Consider the following 21,977-nt stretch of genomic DNA (forward strand, 5'->3'; position numbering starts at 1 on the left):
TTATAAGCGGTCAGATTTCAGGGCATTGATCGCATCGGTGATATAAGCCGCGCCGATCAGCTGCATTCCAGGATAATCTGCCGGACTCAGATGATTCAGGCTGTGCTTCGGGATCACCGCACGTTCAAAGCCGATACGCTCTGCCTCATGCAGGCGCTGTTCCAGATTGGGTACGCTGCGCACTTCACCGCCAAGGCCGACCTCGCCAATGGCAATCAGCTTATCGCTGACGGGCCTGTCCAGCAGCGAGGAGACCATACTCAAGCAGACAGAAAGATCACAGGCAGTATCACGCAGCGCAATGCCGCCCACGATGTTGATATATACATCCAGGTTGCCAAAGAAATACCCTGCACGCTTTTCCAGCACAGCGATCAGCAGATTCATGCGGTTGTAGTCGTAGCCGCTGCAGGCACGGCGCGGTGCTGGAAAATTGGTTTTGGTTGCAAGGGCCTGAATTTCGCTCAAAATGGGACGGCTGCCCTCCATGGTACAGGCCACACAGTTGCCGGAAACGCCAAGAGGACGGCCTTCCAGCAGCATCTGTGAAGGGTTTTCGATCTCAGCAAGGCCCTGCCCCGTCATATCAAACATGCCCAGCTCATTGGTGGAGCCATAACGGTTCTTGGCCGCACGCAGGATGCGGTACGGCAGCATTTTATCGCCCTCAAAGTAAAGCACCGTATCCACGATATGCTCCATGACTTTGGGGCCTGCAATGGCACCGTCCTTGTTCACATGGCCCACAATGAACATGGGGATCTCCTGCTTTTTGGCCACGGCCAGCAGGCGGGCCGCACTTTCCTTGACCTGACTTACCGTACCGGCGGAGGACGAGATATCCATGCAGCGCATCGTCTGGATGGAGTCGATGACCACGAGATCCGGCTTTTCTTTTTCGATCAGGCCGCAGATCTCGTCCACATCATTCTCCGCTGCCAGAAAGATGTTATCCTGCGGCACTTTCAGCCGGGCAGCGCGCAGCTTGACCTGCCGCACCGATTCCTCGCCAGTGATATACAAAACGCTGTGCTGGTTGGAAATGGCACCGCACAGCTGCAGAAGCATAGTAGATTTGCCCACACCCGGCTCACCGCTCAAAAGCACAACGCCGCCCAGCACAATGCCGCCGCCAAGTACACGGTCCAGCTCCGAAATGCCGGTCAGAATACGGCTTTTTTCTTCGGTCATGCTGATCTCAGAAAGGCGTTTTGCGGTCAGGGTGGTCACCCCTTCCGGGCGAGCGGCTGCCGCCTGTTTGGCTGCGGCAGTACCTGCTTTGGGGGCTTCCGCTACAACGTCCTCGTTCATCGTGTTCCAGCTGCCGCAGCTTGGGCAGCGGCCCATCCAGCGGGGGCTTGTCTCGCCGCAGTTGGAACACACATATACAGTTTTCAGTTTTGGTTCCTTCATCAAAAAAAGCTCCTGTTACATTGTCTTGGCTTTATTATTCTCTATTGTAGCATATAACAAGCAAACCCGCAAGAAAAGCCCTTGCTCAAAGCCTGCTTCCAATGCTTGCAAGCGCTGCAGAAATGCCGCACAGCGGCACAAATAACGTCAGCGTCAACAGATACTGCCGGATGAATCCATGTGGCCGGACAATCTCCCGGTCAGGCCCTGCTGCAAAAAAGGAACAGACGCGGATCTGGCTGCTCACCCGCAGAGAATCTGTGCCGAGCGTGCACAGCCCTGCAGAAGCAGCTGCCGCAGGCAGAAATGCAAGCAGCAGAAGCCACGTTTCTCTTTTCAGCGCCGTGTCGGAAAGCAGCTGCACAAACAGCGTCCCGTTTCCCAGCCCATAGAACATCATAAACAAAAAGATTAAAACCGGCCCCAGCGCGGAAAAGCCCATCAGGAACAGAAGGGTCGTGGCCGCAGCCAGCGTAAGATATTCCATTCCGAAAAGGCTGGCCGCAGTATGTGCATCTGCAGCGGCAAACAGGCCGCGCCAGCTTTGCAGGTAATATTGCAGCCAGTCCGGCTGCTGCTTTTCGCAGAAAGCCAGAAGCACGCCAGCTGAGCCAGAGCCGATCAGAAAGGCACAGACGAGCAGCCAGCAGGTTTTCTGCCGGGTTTCCGTATTATGTCTCTGCAGCGGTGAAGGCACTTCCGGTGCAGATCGTTCTGGCGGCAGCGTTTTCTGCGGCTGCGGCAGAAGCGCAGCTTCTGGCAAGTGCGCTGGCGTTCCTGTTTGCTGATAGACCCACATGATCGAACCTCCTTGTTTTATTTGTTCAGCTGCGGCGCTTTTTCTCCCGGGTCACCATGCCCAGCAATCCGCCAATACTGCCGCACAGGATCAGCACAGCAAACCGCAGCAGCGGCGGCTCTTCCGTAAGCGTACCGGAAGGAACGCTGAGCACCACGAGCAATGCCGCATAAAACAGGCCCTGTACAAGCCCGCACAGCAGGCCGTGTTCCTTTTTGCAAAATGCAGCGATCCAACCGCTGCAAAGGCTCCCTGCACCAACGGCTGCTGTTGCCAGCGGCGGTGCGGCGGCACCAGAATAACCCTGTGCTGTCATCAGCGCTGCCATTGCGGCCAGCCAGCCCGCTGTTACCATAACGCCGACTGCCCCCGCCAGCAGAAGAACCCGGAGTTCCGCCGGGAAAAGATTTTTCTCAGACATAAAAACGCGCCTCCCTGCCAGTAATCTATGCAGGAAGACGCGTTTGATATGCTCTTAATTGTTTGAAGAAAAAGCTTACTTCTTGTCAGCCTTGTCCATGTTCAGCTTTTCAACAGCGGAAATTGCAGTCTTGGTGAAGCGGATCTTCACACGGTCAGCACCGGTCTCCAGAACAAAGGTATCGTCCTTGATTGCAACAACACGGCCAATGACACCGCCAATGGTGGTGACCTGATCGCCGATCTCCAGACTGCTGCGCATTGCGGCATCCTTCTTCTCCTGCTTCTTCTGGGGACGATAGATCATGAAGTACAGCAGAACCAGCATCAGAGCCAGTGTGAAGAACAGGCTGATGTAGCCTTCGGAAGTGGTAGTCAGAAATTGCATGGGGCAAAATCTCCTCTCAAAATTCAGATAAGCTTATTATACCTTTTTAAACGACCTGTTGCAAGACTTATTCTCAAATTCGGGTATCCAGAAGCTTTACATATTTATCGTGGAAAGCCGTGAAGGTGCCTGCATCCAGCTCATCCCGGATACGCTCCATCAGATGGTTATAGAACCACAGGTTGTGCATGACGGCAAGGCGCATTCCCAAAATCTCCTCCGCTTTGAACAGGTGGCGGATATAGGCACGGGAATAGCTGCGGCAGACCGGACAGCCACAGGCAGGATCAATAGGGCGTTCATCGCGCTCATACTTTGCATTCTTGATGTTGATGATACCGCCCCAGGTGTTCAAGTGGCCGTGGCGTGCATTACGGCTGGGCATCACGCAGTCAAACAGATCCACGCCGCGGGAAACTGCCTCAATGATATTGCCGGGGGTGCCAACGCCCATCAGGTAGCGGATCTTATCCTTGGGCATGTGGGGCTCCACCTGACTGATCATTTCATACATCACTTCGGTGGGCTCGCCTACAGCCAGACCGCCGATGGCGTAACCGTCCAGATCGAGGTCTGCGATCTGCTTCATGTGCTCCACACGCAGATCAGCAAAGGTGCAGCCCTGATTGATGCCGAACAGAAGCTGATCGGGATTCACGGAAATGCCCTCGTGCTTCAGGCGGGCCATTTCAATCTTACAGCGTTTCAGCCAACGGGTCGTGCGTTCGCAGCTGGCCTTGGAATAATCGTGCTGTGCGGGGTTCTCTACGCACTCGTCAAAGGCCATGGCGATGGTAGAGCCAAGGTTTGCCTGGATCTGCATGCTCTCTTCCGGTCCCATAAAGATGCGGTGGCCGTCCAGATGGGAGGCAAAGGTCACGCCCTCTTCGGTGATCTTGCGCAGCTTTGCCAGACTGAATACCTGAAATCCACCGCTGTCGGTCAGAATGGGGCCGTTCCAGCGGGTAAATTTGTGCAGACCGCCCATATCGGCTACCAGCTTGTCGCCGGGGCGCAGATGCAGGTGGTAGGTGTTGCACAGCATGACCTGTGCGCCAATGTCTTTCAGGTCCTGAGCAGACAACCCGCCCTTGATGGCACCGGCGGTAGCCACGTTCTGAAAAGCGGGTGTCTGCACCGTGCCGTGCACGGTCTTGAACTCGCCCCGCCGGGCGTCGTGTTCCTGCTTGAGCAGCTTATAGGTCGTCAAAGAAGGCATAGTTTTTGTTCCTTTCTGTGCACGGAAAACAGCCGTGCGATCTTCATGAAAAAGCCCGGGATCAGGCTCATCAACAACAGAATAGCGGGAAAAATAATCAAAGAATCAGCATTGCATCACCAAAAGAGAAGAATCTATAACGTTCCTCCACAGCCACCTTATAGGCTGCCATGGTCTTTTCGTAGCCATACAGGGCCGACACCAGCATGATAAGGGTGCTTTCCGGCAGGTGGAAGTTGGTGATCAGGCCGTCGATGCAGTTGAACTTCACGCCTGGATACAGGAAGATAGAAGTGTTGCCGCTGCAGGCGCGGATCTCACCGTACTTTGCGGCAACGGCTTCCAGCGTGCGGCAGCTGGTAGTGCCCACTGCGATCACACGGTGACCGGCAGCCTTGGTATCGCGGATCATCTGCGCCGTTTTTTCGTCGATGCAGTACCATTCGCTGTGCATTTTGTGATCCGCGATCTCGTCCTCCTGTACAGGGCGGAAGGTGCCCAGACCCACATGCAGGGTCACTTCGGCAATGTTCACGCCCTTGGCACGGATGGTATCCATCAGCTCCGGTGTGAAATGAAGGCCGGCCGTGGGCGCTGCAGCACTGCCAAGCTCCTTTGCGTAAACAGTCTGATACTGGCTCTGATCCTCCAGCTGCTTTGTGATGTAGGGCGGCAGAGGCATTTTGCCAAATTCGTCCAGCTTTTCATAAAGGGTCTCGGTATCGTAATAAAATGTAACGTACTTGTTGCCGTCCTCCATGGTCTCGTCTACCACGGCGGTCAGGCTGCCGTCACCAAAGCTCACCTTCGTGCCGGGCTGCATCCGCTTGCCGGGCTTTGCAAGGCATTCCCACTGGTCGCCTTTGACCTGACGCAGCAAAAGCAGCTCACACACAGCACCGGTTGGCTGCTTGACGCCCACGATGCGGGCAGGCAGGACCTTGGAATTGTTTACCACCAGCAGGTCGCCCGGCTCTAAAAATTCCGGTAGATCGTGGAAGATCTTGTGCTGGATGCTGTCGTCTTTCTGGCTCAGCACCATCAGCCGTGCAGAGTCTCTGGGGTCAGCCGGCTCCTGTGCAATGAGTTCTTTGGGTAAATCATACCAAAAATCTTTTTTTAACATAGCGTGCAATTTGCCTTTCCGATGATTGACACGGACACCGTATCAATGATATCATAAAATCTGTATAAACAGTATCTATTATATTGCATCGCTGTCCGGTTTGCAAGCCGTGAATCTATGTAATAGAAATATTTATTGAGTTCGCTTTCACGAAAGGAAAGGTGCTGGAAATGGAAAAACAGTATAAAGTGGGTATCGTAGGTGCGACTGGTATGGTCGGTCAGCGTTTTGTGACGCTGCTGGAAAATCACCCCTGGTTCAAGCTGACCGTTCTGGCCGCATCCGGCCGCAGCGCCGGCAAGACCTATGAGGAAGCTGTCGGTCCCCGCTGGGCCATGACCTCCCCCATGCCGGAAAGTGTCAAGAAGATGGTAGTTTTGGATGCATCCAAGGTGGAAGAGGTTGCTTCTCAGGTGGATTTTATCTTCTGTGCAGTCAACATGCCCAAGGATGAGATCAAGGCTCTGGAAGAGGCCTATGCAAAGGCTGAGTGCCCGGTGGTGTCCAACAACAGTGCAAACCGCTTTACCCCGGATGTGCCCATGGTGGTGCCCGAGATCAACGCCGACCACATCGAGATCATCCCCGCACAGCGCAAGCGTCTGGGCACCAAGCGCGGCTTTATTGCCGTCAAGTCCAACTGCAGCCTGCAGAGCTATGTTCCCGCCCTGCACCCGTTGATGAAGGATTTTGGTGTCAGCAAGGCTTTGGTGTGCACCTATCAGGCTATTTCCGGTGCAGGTAAGACCTTTGACCGTATGCCCGAGATCGTGGACAACGTGATCCCCTACATCGGCGGCGAGGAAGAAAAGAGCGAGCGCGAGCCGCTCAAGCTGTGGGGCCACATTGAGGGCGACCATATCGTGAACGCCGAAAAGCCGGTGATCACCGCCCAGTGCTTCCGCGTGCCTGTCTCCGACGGCCACACCGCTGCCGTGTTTGTAAGCTTTGAGAAGAAGCCCACCAAGGAGCAGATTTTGGAGGCATGGGCAAACTTCCGCGGCCCCGCACAGGAGCTTGACCTGCCCAGCGCACCCAAGCAGTTCCTGCATTACTTCACCGAGCCGGATCGTCCGCAGCCCAAGCTGGACCGCAACACCGAGAACGGCATGGCTGTGTGCATCGGCCGCCTGCGCGAGGACACCCTGTTTGATTACAAGTTTGCCTGCATGAGCCACAACACCCTGCGCGGTGCTGCAGGCGGCGGCGTTCTGCTGGCAGAGCTGCTGGCCGCAAAGGGCTATTTCGACTAAGTATATTTTGCGCAAAAGCGCATACAAAGGAGTTTTTAGGCTATGAAGAATCCTGTCTTTACCGGCGCGGGTGTTGCCATTATCACCCCGATGTACGAGGACGGAAGCATCAACTTTGACGAGCTGGGCCGCATTATTGAGGATCAGATCGCGCACCATACCGATGCCATCATCATCTGCGGCACCACCGGCGAGTGCTCTACTATGACCGATGAGGAGCAGCTTGCCGCCATCAAGTATACGGTGGATGTTGTAAACCATCGTGTGCCCGTCATTGCCGGTGCCGGCTCCAACGATACCGACCACGGCTGCGCACTGGCCGCAAAGTCTGCCGAATGCGGCGCAGACGCTCTGCTGATGGTGACTCCCTATTACAACAAGACCACGCAGGCTGGTCTGGTTGCTCACTTTACCGCCATGGCTGAGGCCGGAGGCATCCCGGTGATCATGTACAACGTGCCTTCCCGCACCGGCCTGAACATTGCCCCGGAGACTGCTCTGGAACTGAGCAAGCATCCTCTGATCAACGGCATCAAGGAAGCTTCCGGCAACATCTCTCAGGTAGCCAAGATCGCACAGCTGTGCGGCGACGAGCTGAACATTTATTCCGGCAACGACGATCAGGTGGTTCCCCTGCTGGCTCTGGGCGGCAAGGGTGTCATCAGCGTCGTGTCCAATGTCAAGCCGGAGCTGGTGCACAACTGCTGCAAGGCATTCTTTGACGGCGATACCGCAAAGGCCCGTGAGCTGCAGCTGGAAATGCTGCCGCTGGCAGACGCTTTGTTCTGTGAAGTGAACCCCATTCCGGTGAAGTACGCCATGAATGTGCTGGGCTGGGAGGCCGGCGAGTGCCGTCTGCCTCTGGTAGAGCCGAGCGAGGCACACAAGGAGTATATTGAAAAGGCTCTGCGTGCAGAGGGTCTTATTACAGAATAAGTTTTTGGCTGCAAAATGCCCGGCGGAGCGCTCTGTCCGGGCATTTTGCGATATGCCGATATGCAAAACGGGCAGGAAAGGATAAAAATTATGACGGATATTGTGATTCAGGGCATCGGCGGCCGCATGGGCCATGTGCTGTGTGATATGATCGCACAGCGCGAGGACTGCCGCGTGATCGCCGGCATCGACATAAAGGATGGCGAACAGAACGGCATCCCTGTGTATGACAGCCTGGAAAAGCTGGACGGAAAGGGCGATGTGATCATCGATTTCAGCTCTCCGGCCGCTGTGGAAAAGGCTCTGCCCTACTGTGAAGCTCACAAGCTGCCCATCGTGGTGTGCACCACCGGCCTTTCGGAAGAGCTGCAGCTCAAGGTGGTGCAGCTATCCCGCACGGTGCCGGTGTTCAAGAGCGCTAATATGTCCATGGGCATCAATGTGCTGTCGGAGCTGTGCAAGCGCGCTTCGGCTATTCTGGGTGTGAACTACGATGTTGAGATCGTGGAGCAGCACCACCACAACAAGCTGGATGCTCCCAGCGGCACTGCACTGATGCTGGCTGATGCCATCAACGAGCAGAATAATGGCGAATATCACTATGTGTATGATCGTTCTTCTGTCCGTCAGAAGCGCGACCCGAAGGAAATTGGTATCAGTTCCGTGCGCGGTGGCAGCATCGTGGGTGATCACGAAGTGCTGTTCTGCGGTCCGGATGAGGTGATCACCCTCAAGCACACCGCTTACTCCCGCAATATTTTTGCAAACGGCGCTGTGAATGCAGCAGTTTACCTTGCAAAAAAGGAGCCGGGCCTGTACAATATGGGTGATATGATCGCTGCACTTTAAAAAGCCTGATTGCTTTGCTTTTGGCAGAAACATGGTGGAAGGATGTGGACGCGGATGAGCAAACAATCCCCGCAACAGCACCGGCGCAGACCGACTGCAAAACGCCGTGCCAGAAGGCAGGCTTTCTGGACAGCCGGAGCGATGCTGATCGTATTTCTGTTCTGCCTGCCATTGCTGCCAAAGTTCTTTCTGCAGGAAAGCATACCGACGGCAGAACCGGTGAGCACGGAAAGCTCTTCTGCAGGTTCTGCCACTGTATCACAGCCGGAAGAAGCAGAGCCTGCGCCAGAGCCGGAACCGCAGCCGCTGGTTCAGACTGTCCGCTTTTCTGCAACAGGAGATAATCTGATCCACGCTCCCATTTATAAGCAGGCGCAGCGCCGCGCTTCCGGAGAGGAAGCTTACAGTTTCGATTACTGTTACGAACATATTGCGCCTTTTTATGCACAGCATGATGTGAACTGGATCAATCAGGAAACGCTCTGCACGGATGAATTGGAGCCATCCTCCTACCCATGCTTTTCTACGCCGGGCGATTGCGCCCGTGCGCTTTACCGGGCGGGTGTGCGGGTGTTCAGCCTGTCCAATAACCACACCTACGATAAAGGCGCTTCCGGCATTGCCGCTACCCTGCGCTTCTGGGGCAGTATGCCGGAGGATGTTGTAACGATCGGTTTGTGGAAGGGAGAAAGCGACTACGGTCATGTCCCGCTGCAGACTGTCAATGGTGTAACGATCGCATATCTTTCCTACACAGAGCATACCAATGGCATCCCGCAGAACAGCTCCATGCAGGCCAATGTGATCTATACCAGCCAGACCGATGTGATCGAGCAGCAGGTAAAAGCGGCACGTCAGCTTGCAGATTTTGTGGTGGTGGGTGTGCACTGGGGCGTAGAAAACAGCCATGCCATCGCAGATCCGCAGCGAACTCTGGCGCAGAACCTTGCAGACTGGGGTGCAGACTTGATCATTGGCACCCACCCGCATGTGCTGCAAAATGCACAGTGGCTGACTGCAGCAGACGGCAGAAAGGTATTCACCGCCTATTCTCTGGGAAATTTTATCAGCACGCAGGAAAAGCCCGATCAGCTGGTCGGCGCAATTTTATCGGTTCAGCTTGAAAAAACGACCGAACCGGACGGCACTGTCCGTTGCAGCGTGCTCTCTCCCAGACTTCTGCCGACGGTGACCCACTATGATGCAGGCAAATCCAATGTGCGTACCTACCTGTTCCGCGATTATACCGAAGCCCTTACAAAGGCCCACGGAGTACGGCAGGCGTATCCAGATTTCAGCCTGGAAATGATTCAGTCCATTGCCCGGGAAAATATCGACCCGGAGTTTTTGCAGCTTACCTGAATATTTTTGTATTGTTGAAGCCCGCCTTTCGGGCAGAACGGAGGATCCTTATGTACGGAGTATCGAAGATCAATATTGAGCCGAGCCTCATGATGATCAGTGTGCAGGATGTAGAGTTCAAGGGCAACAGCCTCGCACGTTACCTGCAGATCTTTGCAGATAACGGTGTGGTCGTAGATATGATCAGCCAGAGTGCACCCCATGGCACCACCATCGATTTCAGCTTTACCGCTTCCAGCAGTGATCTTCCGCTGGTGATGAAGGCTATTTCCGTTGCAAATCTGGACAAGGATGCCAAGGCTTCTCCGCTGATCAGCGTGGGTTATTCCAAGCTGAACCTGTTTGGTGAAGAAATGGTCACCAGCTGCGGCGTAGCTGCCCGTGCACTGAATTCTCTGGCAATGGCCGGCATTGAAGTACTGCTTATCACCACCAGCGATCTGGATATTTCCCTGCTGGTCCACGCAGAGAATGAGGATGCAGCTTACGAAGCATTGAAGAAGGCTTACGAGCTGTAAATTCTGCAAGCAAGCGAGCAATCCTCCATCAAGTGAAAAAATGCCGGTGCACTCCAAAACAGAGTACACCGGCATTTTCATGTTCAATATTTTTACAGAGTGACTTTGTGGTAAATCTTCTTGCCCTTCTTGATCACAATACCCTTTGCCAGCTGCTCAGCAGTGAAGCCAACGGTGGGAGCGGCTACCTTCTCGCCATCCACCAGAACACCGCCCTGCACGACCAGACGGCGTGCCTCGCCGTTGGATGCTGCCAGACCAGCCTTGACCATCAGGGTCAGGATGCCGATGGAGCCATCGGTCAGGTCGGCCTCGGTCAGCTGAGTAGAAGGCATGTGCTCGGTATCCATTGCGCTGCCGCTGAACAGTGCGCGGGCAGCATTCTGGGCCTTTTCGGCCTCTTCTTTGCCATGGACCATGCTGGTCAGCTCGTAAGCCAGAATTTCCTTAGCTTCGTTCAGGCGCTGATCCTTCCATGTGCTCATCTCGTCGATCTGCTCCAGCGGCAGGAAGGTGAGCATACGGATGCACTTCATCACATCGGCATCGCCCACATTGCGCCAGTACTGGTAAAACTCGAATGGACTGGTCTTGTTGGGGTCCAGCCAGACGGCATTGCCGGCGGTCTTGCCCATCTTCTTGCCCTGAGAGTCGGTCAGCAGGGTGATGGTCATAGCATAAGCGTCCTTGCCCAGCTTACGGCGGATCAGCTCGGTGCCGCCCAGCATGTTGCTCCACTGGTCGTCGCCGCCGAACTGCATGTTGCAACCGTAGTGCTGGAACATGTAGTAGAAGTCGTAGCTCTGCATGATCATGTAGTTGAACTCGAGGAAGGACAGGCCCTTCTCCATGCGCTGCTCGTAGCACTTGGCGCGCAGCATGTTGTTCACGGAGAAGCAGGCACCCACATCACGCAGCAGTTCCACGTAGTTCAGGTTCAGCAGCCAGTCTGCATTGTTCAGCATCAGTGCCTTGCCCTCAGAGAAGTCGATGAACTTTTCCATCTGCTTTTTGAAGCATGCGGCATTGTGGGCGATATCCTCTTTGGTCAGCATCTTGCGCATGTCGGTACGGCCGGAGGGGTCGCCGATCATGGTAGTGCCGCCGCCGATCAGGGCAATAGGCTTGTTGCCTGCCATCTGCAGGCGCTTCATCAGGGTCAGGGCCATAAAGTGGCCTGCGGTCAGGCTGTCGGCAGTGCAGTCAAAGCCGATGTAAAAGGTTGCCTTGCCATTGTTGATCAGGTCGATGATCTCTTCATCGGTGATCTGGGCCACCAGGCCGCGGGCCTTGAGTTCTTCATACAGAGTCATGATTTTTTCCTCCTGTTTGTGGGCAGAGGGAAAAATAAAACACCCCCTGCCAAAAATGAATTTGGCAGAGGGCGAGAAAATTCGCGGTACCACCTCTGTTTGCCGCTTCCTCACAGAAACGACCTCACGAGTGCACACCCCAGAGTAGAGAGACACTCCTGCGTTTGTAACGCTCGCACGCGGCACAGCCTATTAACCTGAACGGCATTCAGCCTGCAGCTCCGGGAGGTATTTCCCCTGCGGCTCTGCGGCCCCTTACACCAACCGGGGTTTCTCTGGGCAGAACACTTCAAGGTACTTGTTCCCTTCATCGCCATTAACAAGGACTACTTTATCACAATGCTTCGGGCTTGTCAACCCCTTATCTGCAGCGGCTTATTTTGGCTTATTTTGCGCCAAGACCCAGCATTTCGCGGGCATTTGCACGCGAAAGCTCGGTAACGTGGTCGCCGGAGATCAGCCGGGCCAGTGCTTCCACCCTGCCCTCCTCATCCAGCGGATGGATCTCGGTATAGGTGCGGTCATTGGCTACATTTTTCTGAATCAGCAGATGGCAGTCCGCCAGTGCAGCGATCTGGGCTGTATGGGTGATGCACAAGATCTGGTGGCCCTGTGCGCTCTGGCGCAGTACCTCACCAATACGCCCGGCGGCTTTGCCAGAAACACCGCTGTCGATCTCATCATAGATCACAGTAGGCACGGCATCCTTATCGGCCATTGCATTTTTGATGGCCAGCGTGATGCGGCTCAGCTCGCCGCCGGAAGCAATTTTTGCAAGGGGTTTGGGCGCCTCACCGGGGTTTGTGGAAATGTAGAACTCGATGCTGTCCTGCCCATGGCTTGCCAGCGGGCCGCGGGTATGGCGCAGTGTCATGCGCACGCCCGGCATGTTCAGAAAATCCAGCGTGCCGGAAATACGCTTGTTCAGCTCTTCAAAAGCGCGCAGGCGCGTCTGGGTCAGTGCTTCTGCCTTTTCACGGGCCAGCGCATAAAGGCGGAGCTTTTCTGCCTGCAGGTGGTCATGCCGCTCCTGTGAGGACTGGATGCGCTCCAGTTCTTCCCTTGCATTCTGTCCAAAAGCGATCACGTCTTCTACCGTATCACCATATTTGCGCTTGAGCTTGTAGATCAGATCCAGACGCTGCTCAATCTCGTCCAGCTCCGCATCGTTGGTATCATAGGAATCCAGCCGACCGATCAAATCTGCGGCAACATCCTTTGCATTGTAATACAGATCCAGCAGCTGACTGGATGCACCGGCAAGTGCATCATCCAGCTGCGCGGCAGCATCCACTGCATTGGATGCCTCACCCAGCAGATCGACTGCGCCGGAGGCCTCGTCATCGCCCGAAAGCAATGCATAGCTCTGTGCGATCTTATCCCGGATGGCAGATGCATTGGCAAGGATCTTGCGGCGGCTTTCCAGCGTCTGTTCCTCTCCGGCGGTCAGTCCGGCATCCTCGATCTCCTGCACCTGATAGCTCAACAGATCAATCCTGCGCTGCTTTTCGGCTTCGTCGGTGATCATGGCATCCAGCTCCCGCTTGATACGCACAAGCTCCCGGTACAGGACATAATAGTCCTGAAACTCCGCGCTGTTCTGCGCATAATCATCCAGAATGCCCAGATGTCTTGCCGGGTTCAAAAGGCCCACAGAGTCGTGCTGACCGTTGATATTGATAAGTCCTCCACACAGCTCCCGCAGAACCGCAGCCGTTGCAGGCATTCCGTTGATGCGGCAGGTGCTTTTGCCCTCGGCTGTGATCTCGCGGCTGAGCATCAGTGCATCCGAGCGCTCGTAGCCCGCCTTCTCAAGGCTGTCCAGCACCGTACCGGGCACCTCCTCAAAGGCTGCACGGATCACCGCCTTGGAGGCCCCTGTGCGCACAAGATCCTTTGAAGTGCGGTTTCCCAGGATCGCATTGATGGAATCGATCAGGATCGACTTGCCGGCACCAGTCTCACCGGTAAGAACATTCAGGCCCGGCTTGAAATGTACTTCAGCCTTCTGGATCACAGCAACATTTTCAATTTGCAGGCTGCTCAGCATATCTTTTCTCCCGCGTTATTTTTATCCAATGTGTCTCGTCAGTTCCGAGCAGATCGTTTTTGCATCACGCTCCGACCGTGCAACGATCAGGAACGTGTCGTCGCCCGAAAGCGTGCCGACCACATTTTTCCACTGCAATGCGTCAAAAACCTCGCATGCGGCGTTGGCCATGCCAGAATAGCACTTTACCAGCACAACATGTCCGGCGTAATCTACCCCCAGCACGGATTCATGAAAGATCGTTTCAAACCTTCCCTGCGTTTTGGGGTTGAAGCTTTCGTTCCGGCTGGAGACATAGCGATACCCCTCTGCCGTGGCAGCTTTTACCAAACACAGCTCCCGGATATCGCGGGAAACGGTGGCTTGTGTTACCTCAAATCCCTCTTTGGAAAGGTGATCCAGCAGAACTTCCTGCCGGCTGATCGGGTGTTCCTGCACAAGCCGGAGAATCACCTGCTGACGTTCTCCCTTGCTTTTTACATCTTCCTTACGGCTGCGCGCCATCGTAAACTCGCCTCCCCTTTATCGTCTGCTGCGAAGCTTCTGGTCAATGGCCTGGAACTGATCTGCTTTTCCGAAGGTGATCAGCTTTACCACCTGATCGGAGAGCCTTACTTCAGCCGTTGCGCCGGCCTTGAGCGGACAGCCAGCTCTGCCATCGCAACTGATAAACACTTCATCATCGGCCACCTGTCCCACACAGATATTCAGCTTGCGCTCCTGCGCAAACACCATGGCCGGGCTGGCCAGACTGTGCGGGCAGATAGGCGTTACAACAACGCCCTTCGTCTGGGAATCCAGGATCGGCCCGCCCGCCGCCAGCGAATACGCTGTGGAGCCGGTGGGCGTTGCAACGATCACACCGTCCCCACGGTAGTGCTCTACTAAAATATCATCGCAGTAAATGCTGAAATCGATCGCCTGCTGCAGGCGGCCCTTTGTGACCACAACGTCATTCAGGGCGTGGCCCTCCCAGCCATCGTGGCCAAGAACGCGGACATACAGCAGCATCCGGTTGTCTACGCTGAACTCTCCCCGTGCAACAGCGGAGAGCTTGGCTTCCATCTCGCTGACTTCGCAGGTAGCCAGAAAACCACAGCGTCCCAGATTGATGCCCAAGATCGGCTTTGCGTACCGAAGCGAAAGATTTGCCTCATGCAGAATGGTGCCGTCGCCGCCAATGGTCAGGATCACATCTGCCTGCTCAAGGCATTCCTCCAGCGGCAGATAAACCACTCCGGCCGTGCTGCAGCTTGCGCGCGGCTGTTCACACATCAGAACAGCTGCACCATGGTTCATTAGAATCTGCGCCGCGCGCAGTGCGATCTCGTTGGCAGAGGTCTTGCCGGGATTCGGCGAAATATAGATCGTCATGCGGGAAGCTCCTTTTTCTGGTCTGATGGCAGAGCCGCTCAGCGGTCCAGCGTGCTGTGGCTTGCCGCCACCACCTGCTCTGCAACGCTGTCGTCCAGCACGGAAGGTTCACCGCTCTTCTGCACGAACATCAGGTATTCAATGTTGCCCTCAGGTCCCTTTACCGGGCTGAAATCCAATCCGCGTACAGCAAAACCGTTTGCAGCAGCATAGCCCATGGCATTGTGCAGCACTTCACGGTGGGTAGCAGGGTCGCGCACCACACCGTTCTTGCCAACCTTTTCGCGTCCAGCTTCAAACTGCGGCTTGACCAGACAAACGCCCATGGCATCCGGCGTTGTGATTGCCTGTGCCACCGGGAAAATATGGTGCAGCGAGATAAACGAGACATCCACACTGAAAAACTCGATCTGCTCGGCAAGATCCTCCGGTTTGACATTGCGGATGTTCGTGCGCTCCATGTTCACTACGCGCTCGTCTGTGCGCAGACTCCATGCAAGCTGTCCATAGCCGACATCCACCGCATAAACCTTGACGGCACCGTTCTGCAGCATACAATCCGTAAAGCCGCCGGTAGATGCTCCAATGTCCATGCAGACCTTGCCATTTGGTGTAAGCGGGAAACACTTCATAGCTTTTTCCAGCTTCAGGCCGCCGCGGCTGACATAGCCAATGTCGTGCCCGCGCACTTCCACCTTGGCATCTTCCTTAATCATCTCTCCGGCCTTGTCCACCTTTTGCTCATTGACAAAAACGATGCCGGACATGATCAGCGCCTTTGCGCGCTCACGGCTCTGTGTCAGACCATGCTGAACAAGATATTGGTCCAATCGAATCTTCACAGTAAATTTTCTCCTTTCGTCACGGCCATCTGCACGGCCTGTACAAGATGCGCTGCATCCAGACCGGTTGCCTGTTTGATCTGTGCCACACTGGCATGCGGAAGACACGCGTTCCGCACCGCACAATGGATAAAGCGCCCATTCCATCCGTTTTGCTGCAAAGCATATTCCAGATGTTCACCAATGCTTCCGTTTGCAATGCATTCTTCCGCAAACAGGATTATTTTATATTTCGACAGATCAGCGACCATTTTGCATGTAAAGGGATACAGCTTTACAGCTTTCATCACATCACACGCAATACTTTTCTGCTGTAATTCGCGTTCTGCCTGCAAAAGGTCGGCCAGTTCGTCGGCGTAACTCACCAGAACGATTGTTGCATCATCCGCCTTGCGCAGGAAATCATAATCTTCGCCGGTGCAGCCAAATTCCGCCAGAGCTGCATCCTGCCCACCGCGGGGATAACGAATTGCCCGTGGGCCATGGAAGCGGTCACTCAACAGCTGCTGCAGCCAGTAATTCAGTTCCTGATAATTGGAAGGCGCATACAGCGGCATTCCAAGCTGGCTCAGGAAAGCGGGATCGTAAATGCCCTGATGCGTTTCGCCATCCGCTGGGACAAAACCGGCGCGATCGATGGCAAAAACTACATTTTCCCGCAGCAGATTTACGTCGTGGATGATCTGGTCATAGGAACGCTGCAGGAAGGTGGAATAAATGCATACCACCGGCAGCATGCCCTGACTTGCAAGCCCGGCAGCAAAGGTCACAGCGTGCTGCTCTGCCATACCGACATCAAAAAAACGCTCCGGGTGGCTGTGTGCAAAAAACTGCAGGCCGGTGCCATACTTCATTGCAGCAGTGATGGCGCAGATATTCGGGTTCCGGTCGCCTTCCGTCACAAGAGCATTGCCAAATACCGTCGAGAACGATTCCTTTGGTGCCACCTCCGGGTCAGGCATTCCATCCGGATCAAATGCCGACACGCCGTGATAGTTGCCGGGGTTTACCTCGGCCGGCTGATAGCCCTTGCCCTTTTTTGTGATCACGTGCAGAAAATGTGGCCCTTGCCGGTTGCGGATGGTGCGCAGTGTGCGTTCTAGCTCTTCCACGTTGTGGCCATCCACCGGCCCGATGTACTGGAAGCCCATATCCTCGAACATGGTAGAGTGGTACATTGCCCGACGCAAAAGCGTCTTGCACTCGGTGATATTTTTTTTCAGTGGAGCGCCCACCAGCGGTACTCCATCCAAAAAGCTGCGCACATTATCCTTGGCATCAAAATAGGCCGTGGTCGTGCGCAAATGAGTCAGATAGCGGGCAAGTGCACCGACATTTTTAGAAATGGACATCTTGTTGTCGTTCAGGATCACAAGAAGGTTGTCCAGCTGTTCAATGTTGTTCATGCCCTCGTAGACCATGCCGCCGGTAAAGGCACCATCGCCGATCACCGCGACCACAAGCCCTGCTTCATGATGCAGCTTTTTGGCCCACGCCATGCCGATCGCAAGCGAAAGCGCCGTGTTTCCGTGCCCGGCAATGAATGCATCGTGTTCACTCTCGTTTGGGTTCGGGAAACCGGAGATTCCGTCGAGCTGACGCAGCTTATCAAACTGTCCGCGCCGACCCGTAAGGATCTTGTGTGTGTAGCACTGGTGACCGACATCAAACACGATTTTGTCCTGTGGTGTATCCAGAACACGGTGCAGCGCAACGGTAAGCTCTACCACGCCAAGGTTTGAGGCAAGATGGCCGCCCGTCTTGGAAATATTCTCCAGCAGAAACTGGCGGATCTCCGCGCACAGCTGTTTCACCTGCTGTTCATTCAGTTGCTTTAAATCTCTGGGCTGATTGATGCTGTCCAGCAGCAATGCTCCCATAAATCACACGTCCTTCAAATGAAGATTTTCTGTTGCTGCAGTGCGTTCCTGCGTGAAAAAAGAATGCCTCAAGCCAGCGGATACAGGAAGCCGACGGCTGCGCCAACCAGTACGCCTGCCACGACCTGCAACGGCGTATGGCCGACCATCTCCTTCAGATGCATGTTCTGCAGGAAAGGAGCATTCTTCTCGCTCACTTCGATCCACTGATCGATCATCTGGTTCAGGACCTTGGCCTGCTCGCCAGTCTCATGCCGCACGCCCATGGCATCGTGCATGGTAATGATTGCCACCACGCTTGCCACTGCAAAAATGGCAGAGTCAACACCCACACAGCGTCCGGTTGCAATGACCATGGCACAGACCGTTGCGCTGTGGGCACTGGGCATACCGCCATCACCCCACATGCGTTCCAACTGGAACTTGCCCAGCAGGATAAAATTGATGATGGTTTTAAGCACCTGCGCCACAAGCCAGCCGAGCAGTGAAACCGTAAGGATCTGATTGAAAGACAGGATGTTTTGAATAAGCTGCATAATCTTTTTCCTTTATTCTGTATGGATTATTTTTAGTTTTTACGCACAAGAAGCTGCTGCGCAAGCTGTTCCAGAAACGCAGCTTTTTCGCCAAAATTCCGGTGCAGTTCCGTGCAGGTCTCCTGATTCAGGTCATGTGCAAGCTTCATGGCACCTTCCGCACCATAAAGGGTCACAAAGGTAGTCTTTCCATTTTCGCTGTCGCTGCCAATGGGCTTGCCCAGCTGTTCCGGTGTGCTGGTAACATCCAGTACATCGTCCACGATCTGAAAAACAAGACCCAGACCATAAGCATACTGTTCCAGCGCTCTGCACTGTGCTTCATCCGCTTTGGCCGCAGCCGCACCCATCTGAATGGCTGCATTGATCAGCGCACCCGTTTTATTGCGGTGGATCAGCCGAAGCTGGTCTTCTGTTGCGGCCAACGCTTCGTATTTCAGATCCAGTTCCTGCCCATAGACCATGCCGCGGCTGCCAGCGCCTGCACCCAGTGCCCGCGCTGCCTGTACACAGACAGACGCATCTGCCGGGGCATTGGCGACTGTCTCAAATGCTTCTGTCAGCAGCACATCACCGGCCAGCATGGCAGTTGCTTCGCTAAACGCCTTGTGGCAGGAAGGACGGCCGCGGCGCAGATCATCATTGTCCATGCAGGGCAGGTCATCGTGAATGAGCGAATAGCAGTGCAGCATTTCTACAGCAGCTGCAAACTGCTGTGCCGCCTGCATACTGCCGCCCAGCATATCGCAGACGCTGAGAACAAGAACTGCACGGATCCGTTTGCCGCCGCCCATCAGGCTGTAGCGTGCCGCACGGCACACCTCGGATTCTTCCGGCAGAAAACGGCCGCAGGCCTTTTCCAGCGCGGCCATTGCCTGCGCCAGATAATTCTGATACTGCTCCTGATAGTCCATTAGCTTTCCTCCTGCACTGTGCCCGCAAGCTTTGCGTCGATCTCGTCAATCTGCAGCGATGTTTTTTCCAGTGCAGCATGGCAGTACTCCATCAGAGAAGCGGCCTCTGCATACAGTTTGACCGAATCTGCAAGGGTCGTATCCTCGCTCTGCATCTGTGCAAGGAGCGTATTCAGCCGTTCCATGCCTTCCTCAAAACTTTTGGGTGTTCTCATTGATCTCCTCCACCGCTTCCACCCTGCACTTTGCACGGCGGGAAGCGCTGCGAACATAGATTGTTTTTTCCGGCTGCAGATCATCTGCATTTAAAATAGTACCGTTGGCTGCTGTGACCATCGTGTAGCCGCGCGCCAGCACCTTGTATGGATCCAGCGAACCAGTAAGTGCTGCCGCATGACCCAGCTGCAATTCTGCAGAATGCAGGCGTTTCTGCATCTGCTGACGGATGGCATCCTGCACCTGCTGCAGCTGACCCTGACTTTTTTGCCAGTTTCGGCGTGCAAGGCCCTGCTCCAACACAAAGTTGTATTGTTCCAGACCATTATAGCATAAATCAAAACGTTTTTGCATATTTTTGCGAATATTTTGCTGCAAATCCAGCAATATCCGTTCCTGCTCTGCCCGATCCGGTACAGCCAGCTCTGCTGCAGCCGAAGGTGTTGGGGCACGGCAGTCTGCCACAAAATCCAGAATGGTATAGTCGATCTCGTGGCCGATTGCGCTGATCAGTGGTTTTTTGCAGCGGTATGCAGCCCGGGCGATCATCTCTGCGTTAAAGACCCACAGGTCTTCCCGGCTGCCGCCTCCGCGTGCAACGATGATCTCGTCCACCTCTTTGCGCTGATCCAGCTTTTTGATGGCATCGGCCACCTGCTGCGCGGCTTCAAACCCCTGCACTGTCACCGGACACAGCAGCAGCCGTACCGATGGCCAGCGCCGTGTGAGCACATTGCGGATATCCTGCAATGCGGCTCCCGTCTTGCTGGTGACAACACCAATGCATTTAGGGAATGCCGGCAGCGGCTTTTTATGTTCCAGGGCAAACAGGCCCTCCTGCTCCAGCTTTGCTTTGAGCTGCTCCAATGCAAGCTGTGCGGTGCCAATGCCATCCGGGAACATATCGTTCACGTACAGCTGAAATGCGCCATCGCGCTCATAAAGGGTAGCGCGGCAGCGCACGACTACACGCATTCCCTCTTCCGGGCGGAAAGCAAGGCGGCGTGCATCAGTGCGGAACATTACCGCTTTGACGCTGCAGACATCATCCCGCAGAGAAAAATAGCAGTGCCCGCTGCGCGCATTCTGTACAAAATTTGCGATCTCGCCGCGCAGGGCAAGGTCAAACAAAGCATCGTTGGCATCCAGCAGCGTTTTTACATAACGGTTGAGTGCTGAAACGGTAATCACTTCAGCCATAATCCGGCCTCCCGCGCTGCCAGGATCGAAACACCGATGGCATTATCGCTGGAATACTGTCCCGGCACAAAGTAGACCTGCGGCAGACGTTTCTGCACCCATGCACGGATGATATCGCTGCTCATCACTCCGCCAGCACATACCACCGGCAGGCCGGGGTATTCCTTCTGTGCAGCTTTGGTCATTTTTACCACTGTATCCGCCACACAGAGCAGGCAGTACTTGCACACATATTCCGGCGTTTTGCCTGCGGCAAGCAGGGCATTGCACTGGTTTTCCAGCCCGGAAAGGCTGCATTGCATCCCCTTCACGCTGGATTTTGGCTTGATCTCCTCAGTGCACTGTGCAGCCAGACGGGAAACCTCGGCACCCGCCGGGAAGCCAAAGCCAAGCCTGACCCCCACACGGTCCACAGCCTGTCCGGCATAAAGGTCTGTGCTGGTGCCAAGCGTTGTGATCCGGCGCACCTGATCGCAGAGCAGCAGGTCCGTGGTGCCGCCGGAAATATGGAACAGCAGAACTTTTTCAGCAAACAGCTGTTCCCCCTTAGCTGCAAACAGCGCTGCGGCAGCGTGACCCTGCTGATGGGTCGTCAGCACAAGTGGGATCCCTTTTGCATGTGCAAAAGCCGTTGCGGCATTGACACCTGCAAGAAAGCAAGGCATATAGCTGCCTTCTACCGGGCGGGGCTTTTGCGATACGCCCACAGCATCGATCTGCGTCAGATCAAATTCCTGCGCCAGTTCCTGCATCATCTCCGGCAGCGCGACCGTATGATGAAACAGTGCATCGCTTTGCCGCAGGCCCAGCTGGCCCGCTTTTACCGGCAAAAAGCGCTTCTTTGCGCAAACAACCTCTCCAGCTGTATCAAACACTGCCAGAGAGGTTGCATAGTTGCTTGTATCAATGCCAAGCGTATAACGGCTCACTGTTCGGCCTGCTCCGCATCCAGACCTTGATCCCGGGCTACTGCGCCAAGCAGACCGTTCACGAACTGGTAATCTTCGTCCGCACCATACTTTTTCGTCAGTTCCACCGCCTCGTTGATGGCAACACCGGGCTTATTCTCGCCGCCAAACAGCATCTCGGCAACTGCCAGACGCAGGATGGTCAGGCTGACACGAGGCAGGCGCTCCATGGTCCAGTTGCGCAGATGTGCACGGATCTCATCATCCACCTCGGCAGAATGATCGTAATATGCGTTCAGCAGATGCTTGCTGAAGCCATCCACAGGGTGTTCTTCATCGTTTTCTTCATGGCTGGTAATGGCCTCTGCCAGCGGGATATCACCAAAGGTCTGCGAAAATGCCAGCAAAAATGCATTCTCGCGTGCTTCTCTACGGGGCAAAATATTTTCCATAATGTTCCT

Annotated in this window: 23 protein-coding genes and 1 other annotated feature; of the genes, 5 read left to right on the top strand and 18 right to left on the bottom strand. The window is 55.0% G+C overall.

All coding sequences use genetic code 11. The features are described from left to right. The 6 genes from radA to queA form a co-directional block, all read right to left on the bottom strand. Entirely contained in the window at positions 1 to 1,413 is a 1,413-nt protein-coding gene (gene radA / locus ACGHUK_RS06935) for a DNA repair protein RadA (RefSeq protein WP_082210849.1), read from the bottom strand. Positions 1,414 to 1,498: 85 nt separating this feature from the next. Then, on the bottom strand, positions 1,499 to 2,212 hold the full coding sequence (locus tag ACGHUK_RS06940) for a hypothetical protein (protein WP_390575707.1): 714 nt from the start codon (positions 2,210 to 2,212) through the stop codon (positions 1,499 to 1,501). Positions 2,213 to 2,237: 25 nt separating this feature from the next. After that, on the bottom strand, positions 2,238 to 2,633 hold the full coding sequence (locus ACGHUK_RS06945) for a TIGR04086 family membrane protein (RefSeq protein WP_390575708.1): 396 nt from the start codon (positions 2,631 to 2,633) through the stop codon (positions 2,238 to 2,240). 75 nt (positions 2,634 to 2,708) lie between these two features. Further along, positions 2,709 to 3,020: a preprotein translocase subunit YajC gene (yajC, locus tag ACGHUK_RS06950; RefSeq protein WP_005942086.1), complete on the bottom strand. Its 312-nt coding sequence runs from the start codon at positions 3,018 to 3,020 to the stop codon at positions 2,709 to 2,711. A 73-nt stretch (positions 3,021 to 3,093) separates the two neighbouring features. Next, positions 3,094 to 4,239, bottom strand: a complete 1,146-nt coding sequence (gene tgt / locus ACGHUK_RS06955) for a tRNA guanosine(34) transglycosylase Tgt (protein ID WP_005942084.1) — start codon at positions 4,237 to 4,239, stop codon at positions 3,094 to 3,096. A gap of 97 nt (positions 4,240 to 4,336) precedes the next feature. Beyond that, entirely contained in the window at positions 4,337 to 5,365 is a 1,029-nt protein-coding gene (gene queA / locus ACGHUK_RS06960; RefSeq protein WP_005942082.1) for a tRNA preQ1(34) S-adenosylmethionine ribosyltransferase-isomerase QueA, read from the bottom strand. 170 nt (positions 5,366 to 5,535) lie between these two features. Between queA and asd the strand changes: the two genes are divergently transcribed. The 5 genes from asd (at position 5,536) to ACGHUK_RS06985 (ending at position 10,283) form a co-directional block, all read left to right on the top strand. Then, complete coding sequence (asd, locus tag ACGHUK_RS06965; protein ID WP_005942078.1) at positions 5,536 to 6,618, top strand: aspartate-semialdehyde dehydrogenase; 1,083 nt, start codon at positions 5,536 to 5,538, stop codon at positions 6,616 to 6,618. Between the two features lie 42 nt (positions 6,619 to 6,660). Then, a complete protein-coding gene (dapA, locus tag ACGHUK_RS06970; RefSeq protein WP_118527234.1) occupies positions 6,661 to 7,554 on the top strand; it encodes a 4-hydroxy-tetrahydrodipicolinate synthase in 894 nt (297 codons plus the stop codon). Between the two features lie 90 nt (positions 7,555 to 7,644). Continuing rightward, positions 7,645 to 8,403, top strand: coding sequence for a 4-hydroxy-tetrahydrodipicolinate reductase (gene dapB, locus ACGHUK_RS06975; RefSeq protein ID WP_097775500.1), 759 nt, complete (start codon positions 7,645 to 7,647; stop codon positions 8,401 to 8,403). Between the two features lie 54 nt (positions 8,404 to 8,457). Then, entirely contained in the window at positions 8,458 to 9,765 is a 1,308-nt protein-coding gene (locus tag ACGHUK_RS06980) for a CapA family protein (protein ID WP_390575713.1), read from the top strand. A gap of 50 nt (positions 9,766 to 9,815) precedes the next feature. Next, positions 9,816 to 10,283, top strand: coding sequence for an ACT domain-containing protein (locus ACGHUK_RS06985; protein ID WP_097775498.1), 468 nt, complete (start codon positions 9,816 to 9,818; stop codon positions 10,281 to 10,283). A 92-nt stretch (positions 10,284 to 10,375) separates the two neighbouring features. Here the strand turns inward: ACGHUK_RS06985 and tyrS are convergent, their stop codons facing one another. The 12 genes from tyrS to nusB form a co-directional block, all read right to left on the bottom strand. Continuing rightward, positions 10,376 to 11,596, bottom strand: a complete 1,221-nt coding sequence (tyrS, locus tag ACGHUK_RS06990; protein ID WP_044953690.1) for a tyrosine--tRNA ligase — start codon at positions 11,594 to 11,596, stop codon at positions 10,376 to 10,378. Positions 11,597 to 11,660: 64 nt separating this feature from the next. Continuing rightward, positions 11,661 to 11,916, bottom strand: a binding site (T-box leader). A gap of 65 nt (positions 11,917 to 11,981) precedes the next feature. Beyond that, the gene (gene recN / locus ACGHUK_RS06995) at positions 11,982 to 13,646 is read right to left on the bottom strand and encodes a DNA repair protein RecN (RefSeq protein WP_120079272.1); all 1,665 of its coding nucleotides are present in this window, start codon (positions 13,644 to 13,646) and stop codon (positions 11,982 to 11,984) included. Positions 13,647 to 13,667: 21 nt separating this feature from the next. Beyond that, positions 13,668 to 14,150 (bottom strand): arginine repressor, encoded by a 483-nt coding sequence (locus ACGHUK_RS07000; protein ID WP_005942062.1) that lies wholly within the window; start codon positions 14,148 to 14,150, stop codon positions 13,668 to 13,670. Positions 14,151 to 14,168: 18 nt separating this feature from the next. Beyond that, positions 14,169 to 15,020 (bottom strand): NAD(+)/NADH kinase, encoded by an 852-nt coding sequence (locus tag ACGHUK_RS07005; RefSeq protein WP_390575718.1) that lies wholly within the window; start codon positions 15,018 to 15,020, stop codon positions 14,169 to 14,171. 38 nt (positions 15,021 to 15,058) lie between these two features. Next, positions 15,059 to 15,862, bottom strand: a complete 804-nt coding sequence (locus tag ACGHUK_RS07010) for a TlyA family RNA methyltransferase (protein ID WP_005942058.1) — start codon at positions 15,860 to 15,862, stop codon at positions 15,059 to 15,061. Beyond that, complete coding sequence (dxs, locus tag ACGHUK_RS07015) at positions 15,859 to 17,742, bottom strand: 1-deoxy-D-xylulose-5-phosphate synthase (protein WP_154255699.1); 1,884 nt, start codon at positions 17,740 to 17,742, stop codon at positions 15,859 to 15,861. Before dxs ends, ACGHUK_RS07010 begins: the two co-directional genes overlap by 4 nt. 68 nt (positions 17,743 to 17,810) lie before the next feature. Then, positions 17,811 to 18,278: a divergent PAP2 family protein gene (locus tag ACGHUK_RS07020; protein WP_005942054.1), complete on the bottom strand. Its 468-nt coding sequence runs from the start codon at positions 18,276 to 18,278 to the stop codon at positions 17,811 to 17,813. Between the two features lie 32 nt (positions 18,279 to 18,310). Continuing rightward, a complete protein-coding gene (locus ACGHUK_RS07025) occupies positions 18,311 to 19,192 on the bottom strand; it encodes a polyprenyl synthetase family protein (RefSeq protein ID WP_120079276.1) in 882 nt (293 codons plus the stop codon). Next, on the bottom strand, positions 19,192 to 19,407 hold the full coding sequence (gene xseB, locus ACGHUK_RS07030) for an exodeoxyribonuclease VII small subunit (RefSeq protein ID WP_223387585.1): 216 nt from the start codon (positions 19,405 to 19,407) through the stop codon (positions 19,192 to 19,194). The genes ACGHUK_RS07025 and xseB overlap by 1 nt, the downstream gene beginning before the upstream one ends. Beyond that, positions 19,385 to 20,608, bottom strand: coding sequence for an exodeoxyribonuclease VII large subunit (gene xseA / locus ACGHUK_RS07035; RefSeq protein ID WP_154259848.1), 1,224 nt, complete (start codon positions 20,606 to 20,608; stop codon positions 19,385 to 19,387). Before xseA ends, xseB begins: the two co-directional genes overlap by 23 nt. Further along, entirely contained in the window at positions 20,596 to 21,537 is a 942-nt protein-coding gene (locus ACGHUK_RS07040; protein WP_097781770.1) for a glycoprotease, read from the bottom strand. The genes xseA and ACGHUK_RS07040 overlap by 13 nt, the downstream gene beginning before the upstream one ends. Beyond that, positions 21,534 to 21,968, bottom strand: a complete 435-nt coding sequence (gene nusB / locus ACGHUK_RS07045; protein WP_390575724.1) for a transcription antitermination factor NusB — start codon at positions 21,966 to 21,968, stop codon at positions 21,534 to 21,536. The genes ACGHUK_RS07040 and nusB overlap by 4 nt, the downstream gene beginning before the upstream one ends. Positions 21,969 to 21,977: the final 9 nt, after the last annotated feature.

Source organism: Faecalibacterium sp. i25-0019-C1, assembly GCF_042854225.1.
Taxonomy (GTDB): Bacteria; Bacillota; Clostridia; order Oscillospirales; family Ruminococcaceae; genus Faecalibacterium; species Faecalibacterium taiwanense.